Here is a 21035-nt window from a genome sequence, read left to right on the forward strand (position 1 = left end):
CCAAGCTCCGCCCGCGCAATGCAGTGCTGGAGCGTTGCCGCGCTGATATCCCGCTTGAATGGTGCGTTGACCGTGGCCAAAACAAGCTTGTCGACGGCCGAGATGCCCCCGCCCGTATTGGTCTTGTGCCCCTCGGTTGCTACGTAAGCCATCGACAAAATATAGACTTTCCTCTCGATTAGTCGACCATTGGGAGGCCTAGTAGGTCAAAATTTCGCGGTTTTGGCCCTTTTTGACCCCTTACATGGTTGGGCAGGTTCCGCAAACTCGCCGGTGCCGACGCCTTTTTTTCACCGGATGGGACTGACCCGCCGGCTGTCCGGTTGGGAGGCTAATTCATTCTCCGCCGTCCGCACTGAAACAACAGCCTCGTTCAGCCGATTTGCTGCGTCGACGTGCTCCGGCTGGGCATCTGAGAAAATCTCGGAGGTTACGGACACCACGATGCCATCCCCCATGGACTCGACATTCATGCCCTCCGGAGGATCGAAATCACGTCGGCCTTTCACGTACGACATCCAGCCGCCGGCGGGGCACGTAAGGTCTAGATCCATCGGCCCCTCATGGAGCCATTTGTTGCTCATCACATCAAAGCCAAGATGGCTCCATTTCTGCATTTCTGCATTGATAGCGGAAGCAATCACCCTGATGACCTCTGCTGAAATTAGCGAACCTTCGACTGGAGCGTACGTCAAAACGAGTTCGAAGCGGTTGAAGGCCGCGAGCTTGCCGTCATACGCACCGATTTTGAGGCTGAAATTCGCCGACGCATCGTCTCCATGGACGCCGTTCCAGGCGCTCGCATGGAAACCGCGCTCCGGCCACGGCTCTGGCGGGACTGTCCCCTGAACTGGGCGCCGTCTTTGAGAATGGCTTCGAGTTCGCTCGCCTCCGGCGGCATGGGGCAAAACGCTACCTGAGACGGCCGGTTTGAGGATTTCTTGAACCAGCGTTTGAGTCCTGGATGAACGTTGGACAGAGCCAGCAGCAATCTCGCAAGACGAGTTGCAGCCTGCAGCGCGGTTTCCGGCTGCTGACGCCATTGACTTCGAATCTGGAAGGAGTGCCTGTCCATCGTCATCTTCTAAAGGGGTGGATCGTACATTGTCCTCGCATACGGGCTGGCCCGAAACTTCCGGGCATAGTATTCGCTCGCAAGCTTTTCCGCAAAATGCCACTCCAATTTGCGGGTAACCGCGAGGGCGGTTTCGGCCTGCCTCTCCGTCCACTCAAGGATGCTGGTCCAGCCTTGGTACCGGCTTTGAACCGCATCGGCGCTGGCAACGATGAATTGCGCGTAGCCAGGCCCTTTGGCCTCAAGCATGGTACCGTCGCTTTGCCGACATCCGTCGAACTTGACGTTGTTCAGCACCACGGCCGAACCCGGATCAAGGCCGGTAATCTGCTTCTGGTACGCAGCCGCTCGGGCCGACATCGATTCACTGACGGGCGTTGACGGCGGGCAATTGCTCTCATCTTCCCGTTCGTCGACTTCGGCTGCCACTGCTTCGCCGGCCTTGGCCTGCGCCAGACGCGTCAAACGCGATCAGCGGCAATTCCAACGCCTGCAGCAGGGAAAGGGTGGGTACGCAGCGGTGGGTGCGCTTTCACGATACGTGCGGCCGTATCAACGGCCGCTCGGGGGCCGACAATTCTGTGGTGCCTGAGCTTGTCTCGAGGTCCTGAATGATCGACGTGCTTTGGGCCGAACCGTATTGCGAAATTGCACGTCCCATAGAGTCGCGGATCGCGTAGGTCGCCGAAAAGCAGTAACTCCCGCTACAGCGCCAGCAACGGCCGGAAACCTACGTAAAAGCCAGCCGCGGCCGGTTGGTCATCGCGACGACCAGCGTCGCGACGAGCGCATACTTAACCAGCTTCATCATTTTGAGCAGCACCCAAGTTGGGCTGCGAACTGCCAGAAAGAAGAGTCAGTCGTCCTAAACCCGAGGGAACGATTTTATGAAACCTTGTGCACGTGCATAGGGGATCTGCTTTGCCCGGATCGGTCGTTCAATCCTCGCGATCGTGAATCTTGGCCTCAACGATTTCATTCGGTTGATGAGGTCGTAGGGACTAACTTGCCCGGTGCTGCACCAGACTTGGCACCACAGCGGCGAAAGCCTTGCGGTGTGGCCTGCAGCGCAGCCATAAGAAAAAGGGACTAGTAGAGCGATCTCCGCAATCGGTCGTATCGGCGGTGAAGAAATCGCGTATACACTCATCCGGAAAGTGACGCAGGGGCCGTCGGGAAACCCGTGCAGTCCCAACCAATGCAATGCCAGGATCAATGCTTCGATTGCTTCGACAGATGTATCGATAGCTTCGATGGCTGGGCGAGAGCTCGAGCATAAACGGCTCCGCTGACTCCGATTGACTTAAGGCGAGGCCCTGCCGAGATATCCGAACGTATCCATTCCGTAGATAGACCCAATCAAGAAAATCAATTTTACCACTTGCGGTGAGGTCATATAGACGTGGCGGACGGCTGGGGCCAACCTAGGGAAGCGACTCTAGAATGAAAAAATTCGTGATTGTGACTGCGAGCGCCCTCGCGCTTGGAACGGCGGCGGTGCCGACCTTTGTTGCTGAGGTTGCCGCCCAACCGGTCGCCACCAAGGTGCAGGTAGCCGATACGTCATATCCTCAATGCGCGGATGACCCGTTGGATGGTATCTGCGACTTATTCTTCTGTTTGACCGATCCCTCGTGCGTGCAGCACTAACGACGGAAGACAACCAAGCATAGAACGAGGATAGAGGCGCCGGCCGCTAGCTGGACAGCGGTCGCGTCCTCCTCCTCCGGCTACAGCCGACTTCCTGTTCTTGCCGGTGAATGATGCTAGCGCTACAGACCTCAATCGCCTTGGCTCCCATTGGTCGTTCCTGCTGGTGGATCGCCGCGTTCGGCTCGTTACCTATCACTATGACTCAGTTCTAGGATATAATGATACGCAGCAGGATCGCTGGACGAGTCGGGGCCAACCTGCAAGACGCGCCCATAAGCCAGCAGAGGAATGAGTATGACTGCGGCGTCGTCGTGGTTGATGGCACGCGGGCACTGGTCAGTCGATTAGCGGAAGGTCCGCAGCCAGACCTGAACCTTAGGAACCTCGTCGTCGATCGGCGGGCACTGCAAAGCCGTCTGAGAAACTGAACGCGGTCTGGGACTCGCAGGCAACTCGGCGCGTCCCATATGAGGCTTCGCCTGGTCGAGCTGGCTGAATCTGCTCTTGATGACGCGGCCAGCCGGTCTGTGAGGAGCACTGCGGACAGGAAAAGAAGTGCGCTGGATCGCGGCGCGCGTGCGAGCATCCCGACAACTCCGAAATCGGTCCGCCAAAGGCAAAGAGGCAGGCGGACGATGTAGGCGGACGTCGCTACTCGGTGTTCCCGATTGAGCCCCCCCGGATGCCATACTTTCCAATATAGCCGCGAACTTCAGAACGCCCGAATACATTTATCTCGCCGTAAGCCTCCAAGGCTTACCTGCCGGTAAAGATCAAGACTTACCGAGCACATGTGTGCGTCCGGCTATGTTCAAAGGCCAAGCCAGCTGCGATTTGATCAAAGCCGTTGCGTTCCGGTCTCTGAAGCTGTTCAAGTTTCGCCACAGGAGCTTTGGATCGCGCGGATAAGGACAGGGTGCTTAACAACGATCAGGCAACGCGCACTGCTGAGCTCCGCTTTGTCACCAAGGCCGGGACGAGATTAAAACGCGGGTAAAATCGTCGAGTTCAGACCTCCTGCCTAATGTTGCCTCGGCGCGCTTCGAGGTGAGATCCATAGCGCTCCGTCGAGTTGTCAATCGCCAAACAAGAATCGCAAAATTCGCAGCTGGCGTTCAGCCACCCCGTCACAAAATGATCTCTCATGTGAGAAGGCAGACGACAACCTACCAGCCTTGGTGAGTTGGTGACCGTGCTGGATCAATTGATTTGAAGCCAAGCAATGATACACAGGAAAGTCCTGCGAGCCCTCATCGAGCATCTTCACGTGTGCTCGCATGGAATCATCGTGCGAACAGGGCTATGTCGGCTCTTTCAACCTAAGCAAAGCCCATTTCTCTATCCGCTAGATATGTCGAACGGCAGCACGTTATCACCGGTTTCCGAAATTGTGCATGCGTACTGGCGCTCCGATCGGTGGTTGCTTCTCGTCGTTGTCGCCGTGGTGCTGATCTCAAGCGCGACCAGCGTCGCAGCGCCCTATGTATTTTCGTGTCTCATTGACCGTCTCCCGCGCGAGGAAGACATGTCGGTGCTTGCGTGGGGGTTCGCAGGCTATGCGGTCCTACTTGGGGTAGCCTCCGCATTGCAGCGCATGCTGCAGTATCTGTCCTTCATGACAGCCGAGAACCTGGGCTTCATCGCTGCAACGGGCTTCTTTGATCGCATCTTGAGGAAAACCGCGCCCTTTTTTCTTGAGCACAATCCCGTAGAGATACAGAATGCGGCCGCGCGCGGGCGCAGCGCCCTGACGGCGTTGGTCCAGCTTGGGATCGTCGTCTTCATCCCTGCTGCAACACAACTTCTACTTACGTTCGCTACTCTCGGCGCGCTCCTCAATATCCAGATCGCTGCAATCGTCGTCGTCTATGGGGCAGTCCTAATTGCATTGACGTGGAGTTCCACGCGTCGGGCGTACGTGTTCCTGGAACGAGCCAGAGAAGCCGGACAGGACAATGCGCGTTTCGTTGGCAACGTCATGAGCTCCATGGACACCCTGCGCTATTTCGGCAGTCATTCCTGGATGAGCCAGCGCTTTACGATAACCGCGCGGGAGGTGCGTGATAACTGGCGCGCCTATGTGTTGCAACGCGTTGCCTACATCGCCGTGCTCGGCCCAGCCGTCGCGCTACAATTTGCGGTCACGTTTTTCCTTCTCATACCTGAATACCAGGTCGGGGCGGTCACCATCGGGGATATGGTGCTATTCAACACGCTTCTACTCCAGCTCAATATGCCATTCGAGATGGTTGCGCGCGCCATCTCTGATGCGGCGCGGTCGCGAGCCGACCTCATCCCTCTGGCTAGACTATGGGCCGCACCCGAAGAGCGGAGACCATCTCACGCTCAAGATTTCACGCCCTCCGCTGGCCAGCTCTCTTTCGAGGGCATTGGTTACGCCTACGACAACGGTCGTGGCGTTACGAACGTCTCGTTTGTGGCTGGGCGGGGTGTGATCACCTTCCTTGTCGGTGAATCGGGATCGGGAAAATCGACAATTTTTAAGCTCGTCTTGAAATCGATTGAACCGGACCGCGGTCGTATTCTGGTAGATGGAACCGATATAGCGGGCATCGAACGCGCGGATTGGTATGCCGCAGTTGCTGTCGTGCCGCAGGACGTGATGTTGCTCAATGAGTCGCTAGCCGACAACATCCTGCTAGGGCGGCCCCGCAACGAGGTGCGCCTTCGCGCTGCGTCGGAAAAAGCCGCTATTCTCCCCTTGATCGAGGCCTTGCCTGAAGGATTTGATACAGCAATTGGAGAACGTGGTTTGAAGCTTTCCGGCGGGGAGCGCCAGCGTATTGCTATTGCCCGCGCGCTTTATGGCGAGCCGGCGATCCTTCTTCTCGACGAGGCCAGCTCCGCGCTCGACGAAGAAACCGAGCAGGACATTATGAACCATATCCGTACGCTCGCCAAAGATGTGACGGTGCTGGCGATCACCCACCGCAAGGGCGTCGTTTCTACAAGCGACGTCGTGGTCGACCTGACCGACTGCGGCTTGTCAGTGACATAGGCGAGGGGAATGATCGGCCCGGCGCGTTGACGCCGCACAAAGGTGCATGGCCGGACGAGATGCCTTCGCCGTTCAAGGAGCTACCCACGTCATAGAGAGCATCCTCGGCATCTAAGATGGAATCGGAGCCCTGTGCTCCGGTAGACGTGAAGTATTCCAGGGTGCCGATTGCCAATCTGCGACGCCAGTCGGCAGGGGCGGGCGTAAGATTGGCGATCGGCCGGCTTGCGGTCGGAACAGGCTCCTTCGTCCTGAATTCAGGCTGCACCAGACGGAATTCTGCGCATATGTGCCGCGATTGATGAGCTCGTCGACAAGGTAGACATCGCCCCACTACCCATTACTTGCGTCCGGACGGCAACATCGGCCACGATGCCTTCGCCGGGCATTGGCGAGATGGACATGGTCCTGCGCCGTCACCCGGATCGCAGGCGCCGCCCTTGCACGCATGCGCTTGACCACGAGGGTGGGTATGCAACTCAGGAAAAACGGTGGACGCGATCACTTCCGGAGAGCAGGCGGTGCTTGGGGGCGTGTCGAGCGCGTGCCGACGGCGTTTTTCGATCCCGGCAAGCAGCCGCCTTACTCATGGCGTCCGCTTTGCCGATCACAGGTGTTGTTCAATCATCGCCGGCCGAGATCCTTGAACTGCGGACGGCGCGATGTCGGCCTCACACCGACCCGGATTTTCTAACGAAGCTCTGGCAAAACGGGATCGAGTTCTTCCTGCTCAAGCGTCCTGGCTCCATCTTCTGCCAAGTAAGCTGCCAGCCGCGCGATACCGGACTGTGGTGAGCATCTGGCGGGTGCGGATTTTTTGGACGGCACTTGTCCCGAGCGCTCGGCAATTTCGACGCTCATCAGGTGGGGGCGGATCGGTCGGCCGATGGCGCGCTCGATGGTGTGGAAGATCCAGGTCCCGTCGGGATCGATGTCCGACCAATGAAAGATTGGCGTCTTTTCGGATACCGACCATGCGATCATCCGCAGCGCCTGCTGGGTGGCGAGCGAAGGGTAACCGCCGACGTACATCGTCGTTCCCAGTCGACGGGGGTCGGCCTCGGCAATGTGCCGGTTGAAGCTTGCGAAGTTTTCGATCGTCAGAATGTACGCCGGCGGCTCTCGAAAACGGACGCGATCTGCTTCCTTGGGAGTGATTCCGAGATAATGTGGAGAAATCCTGGAGAGGTCGGCTCCCTCGAGGTCGATTTTTCCTGCGACCAGCAGCGGTGGCGCGAAGCGTTCCAGTCCGATTGCCCGCAGCGCCTCGCGGGGCCGCGCGCCGGGCGGAAACTCCAGGATGCCGCTCAGGAGCCGCACGACCGCCCCCTCGATGCGTTCGAGCGTCTTGCTGTGACCCACCGTCCGTCGCGAGAAGGTCTTGTAGTCGACGTCGAGATGCTTGTCGTCCAGGATGGCCTGGGCGAGAACGAAGGCGTCGCGCAGCATCTCGACGTCGGACGAAGCGAATCCGTGCCACGTCTTCCCCCGTCCCCAGACCTCGGCGATTTGGGAAGCGCTGCTCTTCAGAGAGTCGCGCAGCGCCGATCCGGCGGCAAGCCTTGCCGCAGCGTCCCGCGCAATCCGCGACGCGGGGGTGCGGTCGAGATATCGGTATAGGATCTCCGCCGAGGCCAGCCGCACGTGTGCGACCTGATCCCGCTTGACGCCTCGGCCCCAGCCAACGGACACCGCGCCGGTACCTTCGGCTTCCCTGATCTGTTTGAGGAAGGCGTCCGCCGCGACGACCGAGGCGAAGGCGGCATAATCCGGGTGCGCGATCGGGCTCGCGGCGCCGGCCTCGAAGCGATCGAGCAGGTCATTCAGGAGGCCGTTCGCGTCCGTGAAACGCCGCGCCATGGCTACTCGGCGGCCAGACGGCTGGCGAGCTCATCTTCGGACATTAGGTCCGGATCGATGGCCATCAGCTCGCGCTTGGCCTTCTCTTTCAGTTCCACCACGGTGGCTCTGGACTGCTCGCCAATGCGGTCCACTTCCACGATCGTATCCATGTGCTCGAGCACGGCGACCCGCTTCTCGAACGGAGCCGCGATCACGAATTGGAGCCCGAGATTCTTATAGAAGCTCATCATCTGCCGCTGGTTCTTGCCGTCCATTTTCGAGAAGGCCTCGTCGAACATGGCGAGAGCGAAGCCGGCGGGCTTGCCCGTACGACGCTCGGCGCTGCCGTAGACGGCGGCGAGCGAAGCGCCGATGGCGACATAGATGGGTACCTGCTGTTCGGCGCCCGATCCGGTGCCGCGCCGCTGCTCCCAGCGGGTCGAGCGGCCGGTAGCGACATCCTCCATGTGGATCTCGAAGGTGTAGAAGTTGCGGTAGTCCTCAAACTGGGTGAAGTCCTTGTCGGGATCCTCTAGCAGCGCCTCGAGTGCAAGAATCGTATCCTTGTGCGGGAAGTCATCGGGCACATCGCCCCGGAACAGCATGTCGAGCGCCTCCGGAGAGGTCTTGGCGATCTCGATGATCTTCAGGATGGGCTGGAATTCCACCACTTGGGTGCGATGGAACGAATATCTCTCGTTGTGGAAGGGATGTGCGCAGAGGCTACGGTTCAACGACTGCAGTTCCCGCTCCATCTTGCCGATCCGGGCCGTGAGCGCGTTGATGAACTCGCCGCGGAGCAGCGTCGAGGCCTTTTCTGCTGCTTCTCGGGCCTGCCGTTCGTACTGGCGCAGCTCGTTGGATTCGATATCCGAGATGAGCTGCTCCATCCAGGGCTTCACCTCGCGTAGCGGCTCGCTTTCGGCGCCAACTTGCGAGCTCATCCCGAATTGGTCGAAGTAATCGTAGAGGAACTCGCGAACCCGGCGCTCGATCCGGACGCGCTCGACGTCCGAGGCGTCGGCATCTTTAACCGCCTTGTCTGCGATGGCACGGTGTTTCTCAGCAAAACCGCCTTTTGCTGCGGCATCGAGGCGCTCGCGGTAGACGAGCCTGCCTTTCGCGGCGGAGTAGAGCGGGAAGGTCTTGCGGTAGATCGATCGGGCGACCCGGAGGTTGAGCTCGGAGCCCGGCACGTTCTCCCCATCTCCGAGCCTCCTCTCGGCCGATCTGAGTTCGCCGTCATGCTCGCCAAACGCCTTCTGCTGGGTCTTTCTCTCGTCGAGCCTCTTGTCCTTCAGCTTATGCTGCGCTCGCTTCTTGTCGCGAAGGCCGCCGTCGCCCGCGCCATCGAGTGCATCGAGTCTGGCATGGGCTTCGCCGATCTCGATCTGCGCGGCCGCGAAGGCCGCAGCGAAAGCCTTCAGGTCGTCACGCCCTTCACAGATGTTCTTCAGAGCGGCAAAGGCCTGCTCCGCGGCTTGGGCCTCCTTGCTCTTGTCGGCCAGGAGCCGATCCAGTTCCTCGGCCTGATCTTGCAGGGAGCGCAGGGCGTTCGCCTGGGCCGCCTTTCCGATCTTGTGCTGCGAGGCTTCGATCCAGCGATGGGTCCTGACGAGTCCATCGTCGTAGAGGCCGTCCTTCATGATGGCCCGGCCGGGCCTATTGAACTGATCGAGCGTGTCGGCGAGACGGACCGTGCCGTAGCGGCGCATGATGAACGCCATCGCGTCCGGATCCTGGCTCCGGAAGATGGAGGGGAAACTGCCGCGCTCCGGCTTGGCCCTGAACTGCTCGAGCTTGTTCAGGCTCACGAGGGATGCGTGGCGAAACTCGCGGCGGCCTTCCTTGAACATCGCCGTGGCGGCGCTGATGTCCGCTCTGTCCACGAACACCGCCTCCCGGTCGCGGCCGAGGAGCGCCTCGGCGGCCCCCACCCATTCGGGTTCGGCGACTTCGATGATGTCACAGAGCACGCGCGGGGCCATTCCCTTCTGCCGGAGCCTTCGGCAGAGGAGTTCAGTGTCGTCGCCAAGATAGGCCCGCGCCCCTCCGGAGGCGTGCTGTCGGACCCGTTCCAGCACCTCGTCGCGCCGGCCTCGCAGCCCGGAAAGCTCCGCGATGATCGCCTGACGCGCTTCGTCGATCTTCGGCAGCCATTTCGCACCGCTGGTCGCGAAGGATTTCTCGGCCGCGGAGAGCTCGTCTGAGACGCCCGCTATGTCGGCCCCGACGGCGGCGGTTAGAAGACGCTCCAGCGCAGGGACGAAGTCTTCGAAAGAGTCCGCGCACATCGCCCGGAGCGGATGCAGGCGACGGATGTTATCCAGGCGTGCCTTGAACTCGGCCGAGGCGCGGTGCGCCGCCTGCGCGGCCACATCGGCGCTCTGCTGCAGCGACTTTCTTCCGGTCTTGGCATCGTGCTCGGCGATCGCCGCCGTCAGGCGTTCGATCTCCTGATCGATGGCCTTGACGTCCTCCTCGATGAATTCGAGTTCTTTTGCTGCGGCATCTCGGCGCGCCATCTCGGTGCGCCGTTTGGTCTTAAAGTCCAGGTTGATCGCCCGCGCCGCGAGCCAGGCCGCGCGTTTGGCGATCCACTCCTCCCTGAACTTGGTCTCGAGCGCCTCTTCGAGTGCGGCGAGAACCCCCCGAAGTGCCCTCAGGGCTTCGAGTCTGAGGCGCATTTTCCGGATCGTTTCGCTGATATTGCGGTAGGTCTGGATCGACTCGCGCAGCTCCTTGATCCCGATCGGACTGTCCTCGAGGATATAGTTCCGCACGAACTGCGTGGCCGTCTGGTTGTGATCGAGCGTCATCGCATTGACGATCGACTTTTGCAGGGCGCTTGCGTTCTGCTCGCCGTAGGGCGAATGCGGCAGGAGATGGCGCATGTACTCGCGGACGTAGTCGCCGGCCCGATCGCGGTGGTTGACGAAGTTGCCTTCGCCAACCGCCGTGACGATCCGGGCGCGCACGTCTTCCCACTGCGCCGGGAACTGCAACTTCCCTCGCTGTTCGATGAAGTCCTTGGAGCTTAGAACGGCGCCGACGGTGACGAACAGCGCCAGCACGGTTTCCCTGCTGTCTGACTTCCGCGCCTCGAGCGCCATGCCGATTGTGACCGGCGGCCGCGCGCCTTCCGTGTCTCCAAAACCGAGCGCGATGTAGGTGCGCGCCTCGTCGCGCCGGCGCTGGTCCTCGCCGAGCGTGCCGAGACAGTAGTCGACGACGCTGCGCTTCGAGCCACTACGCGACTTTCCGCTGTCGCCGGCGACTGCGTTCAGGCGCAGGAACCGCCGGCTGCCGCCGGTGAGCACGACTTGGGCCATGTCGAGGATCGTCGATTTGCCGGAACGGTTCTCGCCAAGGACGCCGACGTGCCCCGTCACGTCGATGTCGGCGACGTCGAACAGGTGCCAGTTAACCATCGTCAGGTGGCGTAGCTCCATCATGCCTCGTCTCCCGCGGGCTGCGGAAAGCGGGCCTCCTCGCTGCGCACGTAGCGCTCGAGCCGTTGCAGGGCGTCGCCGCCGCTGATCAGCTTGATCATCGGGCGGATCCTGATCTCGCAATCCTGCTGCTCGTCGTCGAAGTCGCCGATCTCGACCAGGCTGCGCTGGGCGGCCTCGCGGAGGATGTCGCGGAAGCGGGCGGCCGAGATCGCGCCTCCGCCGCCGTGTTGCGCCATCTCGCGGTAGCGGTCGAACAGGTCATTCAAGGTGGCGACCACGACGGCCCGGTCCTCGACCGCTCCGACGTTCACCTCCTGCTGCCAGTATGCTGCCAGCACCAGCATGACGATGGTTTCGTCGAGCTTCATCCGGGGCAGCGGCACGTCCTCGTCCATGGCGACGATGCCGGCCCACTGCGCCTCCGGATCGCGATGGACGCGGTATCCGCAACTATCGAAGAAGTCATCGACCACGTTGCGGAAGCGGCCGTCCATGATCATGTTGTAGACGGTTCCGGTTCTGGGATCTCCCGCGAACACGAACTGCCGCCGCAGCAGGAAGTGCAGCGCTTTGCGGAGGTCGGCCGCCTTTTCCGCACCGAAGGAGCGCTCGACGTGTTCGAACTCACTGAGCATAAGGCGCCTCCGCTTTCCGGAGCCTGCCGGACCGCCTGACCAGGAAGTTCGCGCAACGAAGCCATTCGCTGTCGTGTGGCGGCGTGTCTGGGCGCGGCTCCAGATCGAATCCGGCCGCGACCTGCGGCGGAACCTCGCCCGTCAGCGCATAGCGGCGGGCGCAATCGAAGGCGAGGAAGTCGTCCACGGTGTCGATTTCCATGAAGCGAGCTTCCTTGGTCGCGAATGGCGGCACCTGGCCCTCAAGGAATCGTCTGACATCCTCGGGCCGGGGCGCGATGCGAGCGATGTACTCGAGACGGAGCTTCTTCCTCAGCTCGTACAACGGGTCCGAGGGCGGGCCGGCGAGCTCCCTCGCCTCGACCGGGCGGCGCGGCTGCCTGGCCGGCGCCTGATGGTGCTCCGACCAGGGCGACCGCAGCGGCTCGATGCTCCACTCGACGGCCGCCCTGTCGTGCCTGCCGTCTCGCAGCAGAGCGTCCAGCCGCCGCACCAGGTCGCCGGCCCGGCCGACGAGTCCTTGCCCGCCGCGCTCGGCGTACTTGATGGTGTTGCGGACCCGGGCCTCGAGCTGCCTGCGGAAGGCCTCGATCCGTTCGAACATCTCGCCGATCTGTTCGAAGATGTTTTCGATTGCAAGCAGATCGTCGGCCGCCGCCATTCGACCGTCCTCGACGTCGGCGGCCATGCTGGAAGCGGTGTACTCCTCGGCGAGGACTTGCATGGTGTCCGGTGTATAGGAGATCCGCCGTGCGAGATCGACGATGGCATCGCGGAAGCGGTACGGATGGTTGACGGTGAGGATGGACTCGAAATCCTTCAGCAGGAGCTGGTCGACGAACTCCTCGAAGAAGGCTTCCAGCCGGGTAGCCACCGTCTTCGATTCCATGACGGTCCGTCGGATCCGCTTCAGGTCGGCCAGAATGGCCCGCAGGCTCTTGGTAAACTGGTCGGCCTGGTTTCGTGCTTCGCGGACGGCGAGCGCGGCTTCGCGCTGCTTGCGGTCGGTGATCTCGGGCCTCAGCTTTTCGACGGCCTCGAGATTGAGGCGGATCTGCACGATCAAGCCGCCGAACCGCTGCGAGAGATCCTTATTGAGGCTCGCGAGCCGCTGGATCACGAGCAGCGGTCCCATAGCCATGTCGACCGTGACACGGAGCCCGTATTCCTCCTCCTCAAGCCAACCCCAGGCGAGCAGCCGCGCGTAGAGTTGCCGCGCCAGACCGAGCGCCTTGTCGCCCTTCTCGGACGCGAGCGCGACGTCGGCCTTCCGGATACGACGGCGACCTGCCGAGATCATTTCCGGCAAGGTGCCGAAGTCGTCGCCTTCGCTCCAGAGGGCCGGGTTGGCGCGCATGACGTCATAGATGGCGTGGACGACCTGCTGCGGAGTCGGGAACGACGGCGCGCCTGAAAAGAAGCGTTCAAGGAGGTCGAGCAGACAGGCCGCGTACAGGTGCTTGTGATCGCGCGAGAAGGCCAAAAAAGCCTCATCATGCAAATGACGGAACAAGGACAATCGCTAAGACTCCTGAATCGGCGTCATCCAGAGAAGGGGCGAGCTGCCCTGCCCCTAACCTTATGATCTACTGGGGAAATACTTCAGTCGAGGTGCATCGCGAGGACTCGCAACCAGAAGGGCTTTGTTCGCTGTATGTTCCTGTATAGCTTGCCGAAGGGAAGCTGTCGAGCCTCAGGGCTCCGTGCCGGCGCTCAGTGTGCGTGTTCTTCGATACCCAGCACCCATAATAGAGTGTTCAAGGGAGAGTCCGGAATCGCGCTCGCGATGTCCGATCCCACGTTTTTTCCTGGCCCTCCACGCCGCGCTTCTGCCGCCTCTATCTCGTTTGCCGACGGAGGAGGGCTTGAGGATTGAGCCCACCGTTCGATGCCCCGAGCAATGAGACCCCACACGCTCATGGCCTTTCATGCCATTGCCGTTCTGATTTTGGCCCTGCTAAGTAATATCAAGCAGTAGCTAAGTTGTTGATTTTTATTGTTTATTTAGATAAGCCTTGCGTTTTGTCAGAAATTGACTTATGTTTCTGACAGCGGAGGGAAGCCATGCAAACCGTCGCCGAGCGTATTTTGAGTTATGCCCAAGCACTTCCAGAAGGCACTTTGATCGGTGCTAAGGAAGTTTTGCATTTGGGAAGCCGTGCTGCGGTCGATCAAGCTTTGAAGCGTCTCGCCAAACGCAACGAGTTGATGCGTCTTGCCCATGGGCTCTACGCTCTGCCAGTGAAAACACGTTTTGGCATACGCGCGCCGGCTGCCGAAAAGGTCATCGAAGCGCTGGCTTCCACGCACGCGGAAACGATCGTTCCACACGGAGCCGCGGCCGCGAATAAACTTGGTCTCACTACGCAAGTGCCGACGAAGCTCGTCTATTTGACCTCCGGTCCCGATCGTCAGTTTCGTCTCGGAGCACAGACGGTTGAGATGCGGCATGCACCGCACTGGATGCTTCTGCCGACAGACTCGATTGCTGGACAGGCTATCCGGGCTCTTGCCTGGCTCGGCGAGCGAGAGGCGGGCGAGGCTCTTAAGGTATTGAAGCGCAAGCTGCCCGACGACACTTTGCAGGATCTCGTCGCGCTGCGTCGCGCGATGCCTCCGTGGATGTCGAAATCCGTCAGCCAATCCCTTCTAAATCATGGCTGAACTTTACCTGACGCTCTCTTGTGACGAGAGGCTTGAGGCACTTGGCGTCGCCGCCACCGCCTCAGGTCGTCCGGTCCATCTTTTGGAGAAGGACATCTGGGCCGTTTGGGCCCTGCAAGGACTCTTTGACTCTGAATTGGGTGAGCATCTTGTCTTTAAGGGAGGTACGTCCCTCTCCAAAGGTTACGACGTCATCGAACGGTTCTCGGAGGATATCGATCTCACCTACGATGTCCGCCGGATCATTCCTGAGCTTGCCACGGGCGACCCACCCATACCCGCTTCGCGAAGCCAGGCCGACAAGTGGACAAAGCTTGCGCGCGAGCGGCTCACCGCCTGGGTCAAAGACAAGACACTTCCTGTCCTACAGAAACACGCAGCAGCTATAGGAGTTGACGTCACGTTCCGTGTTGAGAACGATGTCATCTATGTCGACTATGAAAAGCTGACCCAGGGCTTCGACTATGTTCCGCCCTGGATCAAGCTCGAATTCGGTGCGCGCTCGACCGGTGAGCCGTCCGAGACGAGAGAGATCACCTGCGATGCGGCGAAATCCCTGCCCGAGCTCGAGTTTCCTGTAGCGACCCCAAAAATCATGCTTCCCAAGCGCACCGTTTGGGAGAAAGCAACGGCCGTCCACGTTCTTTGCGCTCAGGGTATCGCGGGCAATCGTGTGTCGCGCCATTGGTACGATCTCGTGAAGCTCCATGATAAGGGATTTGCGCAAGCTGCCTTCGATGACAAAGTGCTGGCGCAGGAAGTCGCCGATTGGAAGAGCAAGTTCTTCCGGGAGAAAGATCGCGACGGCAATGTCATCGACTATCACGCCGCGATATCCGGCAAGCTTCAGTTAGTTCCTGACGAAAAGATGCGTAAGGACCTTGAGGCCGATTATCAAAAGACGATAGACGCTGGATTACTTCTCGGCGAACCTGAGCCGTTTGAGCAGCTCATGAAGCGCTGTGAAGCTCTGCAGCGGCGCGCAAATAGTAAGTAAGGCCGGTTGCTGGAACGGACGCTTCGAAAGATTTCCGACGTATAGAAGCTGTGCTGAGGATTGCCGAAGATGAGCCCTAGCACGCGCTGCTGCACGTTGGAAAAATAGCGCATTCGCCACGCTATAGCGGGCCTTGCTTGTTTACAGCGCTGTTAATTTTGAGCGGTGCCGTCTCCGGCATCATGAGCATGGCAAGGAGCCCAGCCGCGCTAGCGATAAGCATGTACCAGGCGGGCGCCAGCGCACTCCCGGTAAGATAGATCAGCCAGGTGACGACTGGTTGAGCTGTGCCTCCGAAGATCGCTATCGCAAAAGCGTAGATGATCGCGAAGGCGCCACCACGAATGTTCTTAGGCAAACCTTCGGCCATGCTCACATAGAAGGCGCTATACGGAATCGTTCCGATAAGTGTGAGCGCGCCGAGACCCCCGAGAAGTGCGAGGGCACTGCGGCTCTCTGAGATCCAGAAGAACACCGGATAGGTCATCAACAACGCAGCGATCTGCGGCCATATCATGATGTGCCGGCGGCCCGCGCGGTCTGCGAGCCAGCCGCCCAGCAGCGCGGCAGCAATTCCTACCGTATTGCTAACGAGCGTGGTGCCAAAGGCGAGAGGCGCGGAAACTTGTAGGGTGTTCAGTGCATAGGTGGTCATATATCCCGTGATGTAGGTGATGATCGTGCAACTGGCCAGGACGACGAATCCCAAGCTGATGATACGGCGAGTGGCAGGCAATCTTCTTACAGGGTGAACGCCCGGAGCCGGCGCTTGGGGCCGGTGCAACGTTTCGGGCAAGCCGCTCCGCAGCCAAAATCCGAACGGCAGCGTAGCGGCGCCGAGCAAGAGCGCGATCCGCCATCCGTACGCGTTGAGTGCCTCGCTTGTCATGGTCAGGGAGAGTATTTCTCCAACAAGCGCCCCGGCCGTTGCAGCGATCTGTTGGCTGGCAGGCTGAAACGAGACAGCAAGACCGCGCCCCTCGGCCGGCGCTGCTTCCAGCAAATAGGCAGTTGTCGGACCAACCTCACCGCCGAGCGCGAAGCCTTGCACCAAACGCGCGACAATGACCAGGAGCGGAGCAGCAGCTCCTATTGTCCCGTATGAGGGGGTGAGCGCTAACACAAGGATCGCGGCGCTCATTAGGACAAAGCTGGCGGTCATCGCGGGCCGGCGCCCGGCCCGATCCGAATACGAGCCGAGCACGATGGCCCCGATCGGCCTGGTCACAAAACCCGCGCCGAAGGTTGCGAGTGACAGCATGAGGCTGGCGAACGGATCGCTTGCCGGGAAAAACGCTTGTCCGATCTGGATCGCGAAAAAGCTATAGGTCCCAAAGTCGTAGAATTCGAGAATATTGCCGATGGTTGCTCCCCACACGGCGCGGCCGGTCAAGCGTTCGTCTGCCGGAACGAGGACCGGCTCCGGTTTCCGCCGAGTAGATTGCTTGCCCATCCTCGATCCGTCTGAGGCACGATCGCCGGCCTGAGCATTTCGACCAGTGAGGTCGAGCGCATTGCACTTCACTTGCTCTGCACGTCATCTAGCTTGAGGTGGGCTGGGCCCGCGTCCCGGTGTTCTACATTCCTGACGCATGCCAGGACGAAGCTCACGACGATGAGTGCAATAAGAATGCCTGCCTCTTGCGGCCCGTTTCAAAGCTTGAACTGATCGCGGTAATCGCCGGCAAAGATGAACAGGCGCGCTGCAATTGTCGGGCGCGGCACTCGTTGTGCTTCTGTGCATGGCGAGTTTGCGACAATGTTGGTGGGCACCGAACAGAAGGTGCCTGTTTTCACACAGATGACCGCGCATGCACGCAGTGGTCAGCCGGCTGCGCGTATGCGCAAAGCGTCAGGCAATTGGCCCGGCTTTTGCTCCACTGCTTACCAATTGTGTGCGGCCACCTACTTTGTCGGGATTGTCGCTGCAGAACCCAGGGATCTTCCTACGATCACAGGTAGCATGAGCTCGCATTGTTGACGACACAATTTAAAGGACGGATCGCAGCCTGCGCTGCAGACGTCGAGGATATCCGCTCATGGCGGGCCGCGTTCAGCCGGACGCACATGGCGAACCTCATGCACCGGACACTGAGCTCCAGGAAATGGAAGTAAACGTCATCAGCGAGTGCGCCTCTGTGAGTTGACCCGGATTCATCAGGTCACCTCCACGGGAGGAGCCTTCCTTTGATATTGCGGCGCGGCCGTCAGGTTGTCGCCGCGAATGCGCACAGCCAGTGTTTGATCAACGGCAGGCGCGCTTTGCTCAAGCGCATCACGCGTGCGCATGGTCGAACGTGTGATGGCAACCACGCTGCAATCAACGCCTCGAATAGAATGGGTAGTATGACTACGAAGACAATCGCCGCCGTCGTGCTTACGGTTATGGCGGTGCTGGGGTCGCCCAGTAGGGCCGTCGAAATTTACGATGTCGCTGATTCGAACGGTGTGCCGTTCATGCGGGTCCGCATACTCAGTGCCGACGAGGCCGATCCGGGATCTTCATCGCGCAATTTGTCTCGTTGGGAGATAGATCAGGTGCTTACCGGGATTCAGTATTGGGCTGAAATCATCAAGGTTATCCCTGGTCAATCGCCAGCGATTATTAGTATCAGCGCGGACTACGATAACAACGCCTGGGGCGTGTCCCCTTCTCATGGAGCCGGCACGAAGGTGCAGGCTGCGCTCACCGGTCAGGATCCGGGCGAACTTGAATCTGGTGCTCATGGCGCGATCGGCATCGGCCAGATGGGATTTTCACCGCACACCTACGTTCCGTCCCAAGTGTCTATGACACCGAGCACAAACCTTTCAGCCGTTAGCGTGCACGAGAACGCGCATCTGCTCGGTATGACTGGTGCTGACTTCATTGGTCGTGCCGGCGGGCTGTATTTTTCCGAAACGATAAATCGGTGGACGAGTCATTTGTACGATGACAATGGCAAACAGGCTCAGCCGGGGCAGGCGATTTATTGTTCCCAATGCCTGAACCAGCCAGCTGCCGACGTTTTCGATCTGCGACGTGATCAAGGCTATTTCAGAGGCGAGCATGTGAGCGAAGTGCTGGCCGGTGCCATGCCAGGTATTCCGCTGCGATCGACGGACTTTATGGCGCACAGCGAACTGAAGAACAGTTTGATGAGCCATCAGCGATACCGGAACTACACCGCCCCGATGGAAGCGGAGATCGCCGCGTTTCAAGATGTAGGTTACAGTATCGATCGACGCAGTTTGTTCGGGTACTCCATCTACGGAAACGGCCAGAATCTGGTCAACGACAATCCCTTCTTCGCTCGCAGTGCTGAGGGTACCGCCTATCTGCCAAATACGTACAATATAGCTACGCTCGGACTGGGACTGCACGTCTATGGCAGCCACAACACTGTGCTCCAGCGCGCCGACCTGCTTTCGAAAGGAGCAGGGGGCGCCGGCATCCGCGTCGACGGCGAAAACAATCACATCATGGTCCCGCCCGGAACCCGCGTGTACGCCGACGGCGCCTATGGGCGCGGCGTCATGTTCGCCTATGGCAAGGATCACACGCTGACTCAGCGTGGCGACGTGCAGGCTCTCGGCGAACATGGCATCGCGGCAAGTTTCGACTTTGGCAACAATGTGGTGGGCAATGACCGTGAATATCGTGGCTCGTATATTCGCACGATTGGCAATAACGCGGCCCCGATGCTGAATGAGATCGACGGTCCGCTTGTCAGCAAGTTCGATCTGACCGGGCGACTGGCTGGCAGTCATGCAGCGATGTACATGTCGAACAATGGTTACATCGGCGAGATCAATGTGATGCGTGGCGCAATCCTGTCAGGGGACATCCTGTCTGATTACAACCAGCTTGACGAGAACGGTTCTCCGCGGCTGACCAAATTAACGTTCGGTTTGACGCCTGACGCAAACGGTCACTCGACGGAACAGCCGGATACAAACTTTGCAACCCGGTATGAAGGGAGCATCGTTGGACGCAACAACTTGTCACTGCAGTTGTCCGGCGGCGTCGTCTTGCTTACCGGCAATCACGAGGTGTACGACGCAACGGTTGCGCAAGGCGCAACCTTATCAGGTAACGGCAGTTATCTGCTCAATACCAACGGCCGCTTCGCCAATAGCGGTGTTGTCGCTCCCCTCATCAACGGTCTGGGCAACAGCATCAAGGTGAATGGCGACTATCTACAAACCTCGACCGGTCGCTTGCAGGTCGCCGTAAACGATGCTGGCGCGTTCAGCCATCTCATCGTGAATGGCAATGCGACGCTCGACGGTACGCTCACGATCACCCCGCAGCGTGGCTGGTATGGTAATGGCTTTAACGTCTCCTCCGATCAGTGGCTAAATGCAACAAATCTTACGGGCTCGTTCGCGAACGTGACGACAGCCCTGCAATCGCCAACCTTGCTGGCGAGTGCAACGGCTCAAGGCGACAACACCTACGCCTTGACACTCTCCCGCCCATCCGATGCCTATTCGCGTTATGGGACCGACGCCAACAGCCGCCAGGTGGGCGCGGCGCTCGATCGAGTAGCTGGCAGCGCGGCTGTAGGGCTGCACCCGCTCGTCGCGGCGCTCGACTTTTCCGCGCCGGACGGCACGGCGGTGACATCTGGGCTGCGTCAACTTTCTCCGTCCATCTATGCGTCGGAGCAGGGCAGACGTGTCAATGACAGCTACTATGCGCGTTCGGCAGTCTACAACCGTCTCGAACAGGCGTTTGGCGGTGCGTCAACCTCAGCGATGGCGGTGATGGGTTATGGTCCTGAGCAGAACAGGTCGCGCGGCAATTCTGCCTCTGCCACAGGCCTGGTCGGCCCGGCTTCTTCCGGCCTGCCCTCTTATGACCTGCAGGGGTATGCAACCTGGGCTTCTGCCTTTGGCGGATGGACGACCCAATCGGGCGATAGCAATGGTGCGAGCACCAGATCCACCATCAGCGGCCTCATGACCGGGATCGACACGCCGGTATTTGATGACTGGCGCGTCGGTGTGCTTGCGGGCTATAGCCGTTCCACTTTCAAGGTTGGCGCTGCTTCCTCGTCAGGCCGCAGCGACAATTACACGTTCGGGACCTATGCCGGCACCGAGTGGATCGTGCCAGAAGGGGCCATCGCCTTCCGCTCAGGCCTTGCCTATACATGGCACGATCTTGAGATGAGCCGCAACGTTCGGTTCCCGGGCTTCAACGACAACTTGATCTCGGATTACGATGCAGGCACGTTCCAGATTTTTGGAGAACTTGGCTATAAAGTCCATCTCGGCAAGTATTCGGTGATCGAGCCCTATGCCAGTCTCGCCCATGTTCGCGCGGCGACGGATAGCTTTAGCGAGAGGGGACTGAACGGAGCGGCGCTTAGTGTTCACGCTGACACGATGGATACGACGCTCTCCACTCTCGGCGTCTACGCGAGCGCCCGTTTTCAACTTGGCCAGATAGCCACGATTGCGCGAGCCGATATTGGTTGGCGTCATGCCATAGGCGACCTCATTCCGCTGTCGACAGCCGGCTTTGCTGCTGGATCCAGCCCTTTTGCAGCTTCAGGCCTATCCATTGGCAAGGACGTGGCACTCGTCGAATCCGGTTTGGACTTCCAGCTTTCGAGCAACGGCAGCCTTGGCATCGCCTACCAGGGTCAGTTCGGTTCAGGCATTACCCAGAACGGACTGAATGCCACCTTCAACGTGAAGTTCTGAT

The 21035-nt window shown here is 59.9% G+C and carries 13 protein-coding genes; 5 read left to right on the top strand and 8 right to left on the bottom strand.

Annotated elements, in window-relative coordinates:
- Positions 1 to 290: 290 nt before the first annotated feature.
- Complete coding sequence (locus tag ACZBJS_RS36565) at positions 291 to 1043, bottom strand: hypothetical protein (protein ID WP_463439920.1); 753 nt, start codon at positions 1041 to 1043, stop codon at positions 291 to 293.
- A gap of 41 nt (positions 1044 to 1084) precedes the next feature.
- Entirely contained in the window at positions 1085 to 1540 is a 456-nt protein-coding gene (locus ACZBJS_RS36570; protein ID WP_463439921.1) for a Tox-REase-5 domain-containing protein, read from the bottom strand.
- Positions 1541 to 2518: 978 nt separating this feature from the next.
- Here ACZBJS_RS36570 and ACZBJS_RS36575 point away from each other — a divergent pair.
- A complete protein-coding gene (locus tag ACZBJS_RS36575; protein ID WP_253624679.1) occupies positions 2519 to 2725 on the top strand; it encodes a hypothetical protein in 207 nt (68 codons plus the stop codon).
- A 1423-nt stretch (positions 2726 to 4148) separates the two neighbouring features.
- Positions 4149 to 5747: an ABC transporter ATP-binding protein gene (locus ACZBJS_RS36580; RefSeq protein WP_463439922.1), complete on the top strand. Its 1599-nt coding sequence runs from the start codon at positions 4149 to 4151 to the stop codon at positions 5745 to 5747.
- Positions 5748 to 6437: 690 nt separating this feature from the next.
- Here ACZBJS_RS36580 and ACZBJS_RS36585 read toward each other — a convergent pair.
- Genes ACZBJS_RS36585 through ACZBJS_RS36600 form a run of 4 tightly spaced genes read right to left on the bottom strand, consistent with a single transcriptional unit; the run spans position 6438 to position 13162 of the window.
- Positions 6438 to 7607 (bottom strand): Wadjet anti-phage system protein JetD domain-containing protein, encoded by a 1170-nt coding sequence (locus ACZBJS_RS36585; RefSeq protein WP_463439923.1) that lies wholly within the window; start codon positions 7605 to 7607, stop codon positions 6438 to 6440.
- A 2-nt stretch (positions 7608 to 7609) separates the two neighbouring features.
- The gene (locus ACZBJS_RS36590; RefSeq protein ID WP_463439924.1) at positions 7610 to 11044 is read right to left on the bottom strand and encodes an SbcC/MukB-like Walker B domain-containing protein; all 3435 of its coding nucleotides are present in this window, start codon (positions 11042 to 11044) and stop codon (positions 7610 to 7612) included.
- The gene (locus tag ACZBJS_RS36595) at positions 11041 to 11679 is read right to left on the bottom strand and encodes a DUF4194 domain-containing protein (RefSeq protein ID WP_463439925.1); all 639 of its coding nucleotides are present in this window, start codon (positions 11677 to 11679) and stop codon (positions 11041 to 11043) included. Before ACZBJS_RS36595 ends, ACZBJS_RS36590 begins: the two co-directional genes overlap by 4 nt.
- Positions 11669 to 13162: a Wadjet anti-phage system protein JetA family protein gene (locus ACZBJS_RS36600; protein ID WP_463439926.1), complete on the bottom strand. Its 1494-nt coding sequence runs from the start codon at positions 13160 to 13162 to the stop codon at positions 11669 to 11671. The genes ACZBJS_RS36595 and ACZBJS_RS36600 overlap by 11 nt, the downstream gene beginning before the upstream one ends.
- A 581-nt stretch (positions 13163 to 13743) precedes the next feature.
- On the opposite strand from ACZBJS_RS36600, the gene ACZBJS_RS36605 reads away from it, so the two are divergent.
- Complete coding sequence (locus ACZBJS_RS36605) at positions 13744 to 14343, top strand: DUF6088 family protein (protein WP_050420737.1); 600 nt, start codon at positions 13744 to 13746, stop codon at positions 14341 to 14343.
- Positions 14336 to 15340, top strand: a complete 1005-nt coding sequence (locus ACZBJS_RS36610) for a nucleotidyl transferase AbiEii/AbiGii toxin family protein (RefSeq protein ID WP_463439927.1) — start codon at positions 14336 to 14338, stop codon at positions 15338 to 15340. Before ACZBJS_RS36605 ends, ACZBJS_RS36610 begins: the two co-directional genes overlap by 8 nt.
- 121 nt (positions 15341 to 15461) lie before the next feature.
- On the opposite strand, the gene ACZBJS_RS36615 is transcribed toward ACZBJS_RS36610, so the two are convergent.
- Together ACZBJS_RS36615 and ACZBJS_RS36620 are read right to left on the bottom strand one after the other, a co-directional pair.
- Positions 15462 to 16793 carry an MFS transporter gene (locus ACZBJS_RS36615; RefSeq protein ID WP_463439928.1) on the bottom strand — a complete coding sequence of 444 codons (1332 nt, stop codon included), beginning with the start codon at positions 16791 to 16793 and terminating at the stop codon, positions 15462 to 15464.
- Between the two features lie 704 nt (positions 16794 to 17497).
- Positions 17498 to 17653, bottom strand: coding sequence for a hypothetical protein (locus ACZBJS_RS36620; RefSeq protein ID WP_463439929.1), 156 nt, complete (start codon positions 17651 to 17653; stop codon positions 17498 to 17500).
- A 33-nt stretch (positions 17654 to 17686) separates the two neighbouring features.
- Here ACZBJS_RS36620 and ACZBJS_RS36625 point away from each other — a divergent pair, with 33 nt between their 5' ends.
- On the top strand, positions 17687 to 21034 hold the full coding sequence (locus ACZBJS_RS36625; RefSeq protein ID WP_463439930.1) for an autotransporter family protein: 3348 nt from the start codon (positions 17687 to 17689) through the stop codon (positions 21032 to 21034).
- The last annotated feature ends 1 nt before the right edge of the window (position 21035 follow it).

Source organism: Bradyrhizobium sp. KZN70725, from assembly GCF_055264925.1.

Excerpts from the sequence above, each read along its gene's own strand:
- ACZBJS_RS36565 (WP_463439920.1), bottom strand. The coding sequence starts at position 1,043 with ATGGCGTCAGCAGCCGGAAACCGCGCTGCAGGCTGCAACTCGTCTTGC.
- ACZBJS_RS36575 (WP_253624679.1), top strand. The coding sequence starts at position 2,519 with ATGAAAAAATTCGTGATTGTGACTGCGAGCGCCCTCGCGCTTGGAACG.
- ACZBJS_RS36585 (WP_463439923.1), bottom strand. The coding sequence starts at position 7,607 with ATGGCGCGGCGTTTCACGGACGCGAACGGCCTCCTGAATGACCTGCTC.
- ACZBJS_RS36590 (WP_463439924.1), bottom strand. The coding sequence starts at position 11,044 with ATGATGGAGCTACGCCACCTGACGATGGTTAACTGGCACCTGTTCGAC.
- ACZBJS_RS36595 (WP_463439925.1), bottom strand. The coding sequence starts at position 11,679 with ATGCTCAGTGAGTTCGAACACGTCGAGCGCTCCTTCGGTGCGGAAAAG.
- ACZBJS_RS36605 (WP_050420737.1), top strand. The coding sequence starts at position 13,744 with ATGCAAACCGTCGCCGAGCGTATTTTGAGTTATGCCCAAGCACTTCCA.
- ACZBJS_RS36610 (WP_463439927.1), top strand. The coding sequence starts at position 14,336 with ATGGCTGAACTTTACCTGACGCTCTCTTGTGACGAGAGGCTTGAGGCA.
- ACZBJS_RS36615 (WP_463439928.1), bottom strand. The coding sequence starts at position 16,793 with ATGGGCAAGCAATCTACTCGGCGGAAACCGGAGCCGGTCCTCGTTCCG.
- ACZBJS_RS36625 (WP_463439930.1), top strand. The coding sequence starts at position 17,687 with ATGACTACGAAGACAATCGCCGCCGTCGTGCTTACGGTTATGGCGGTG.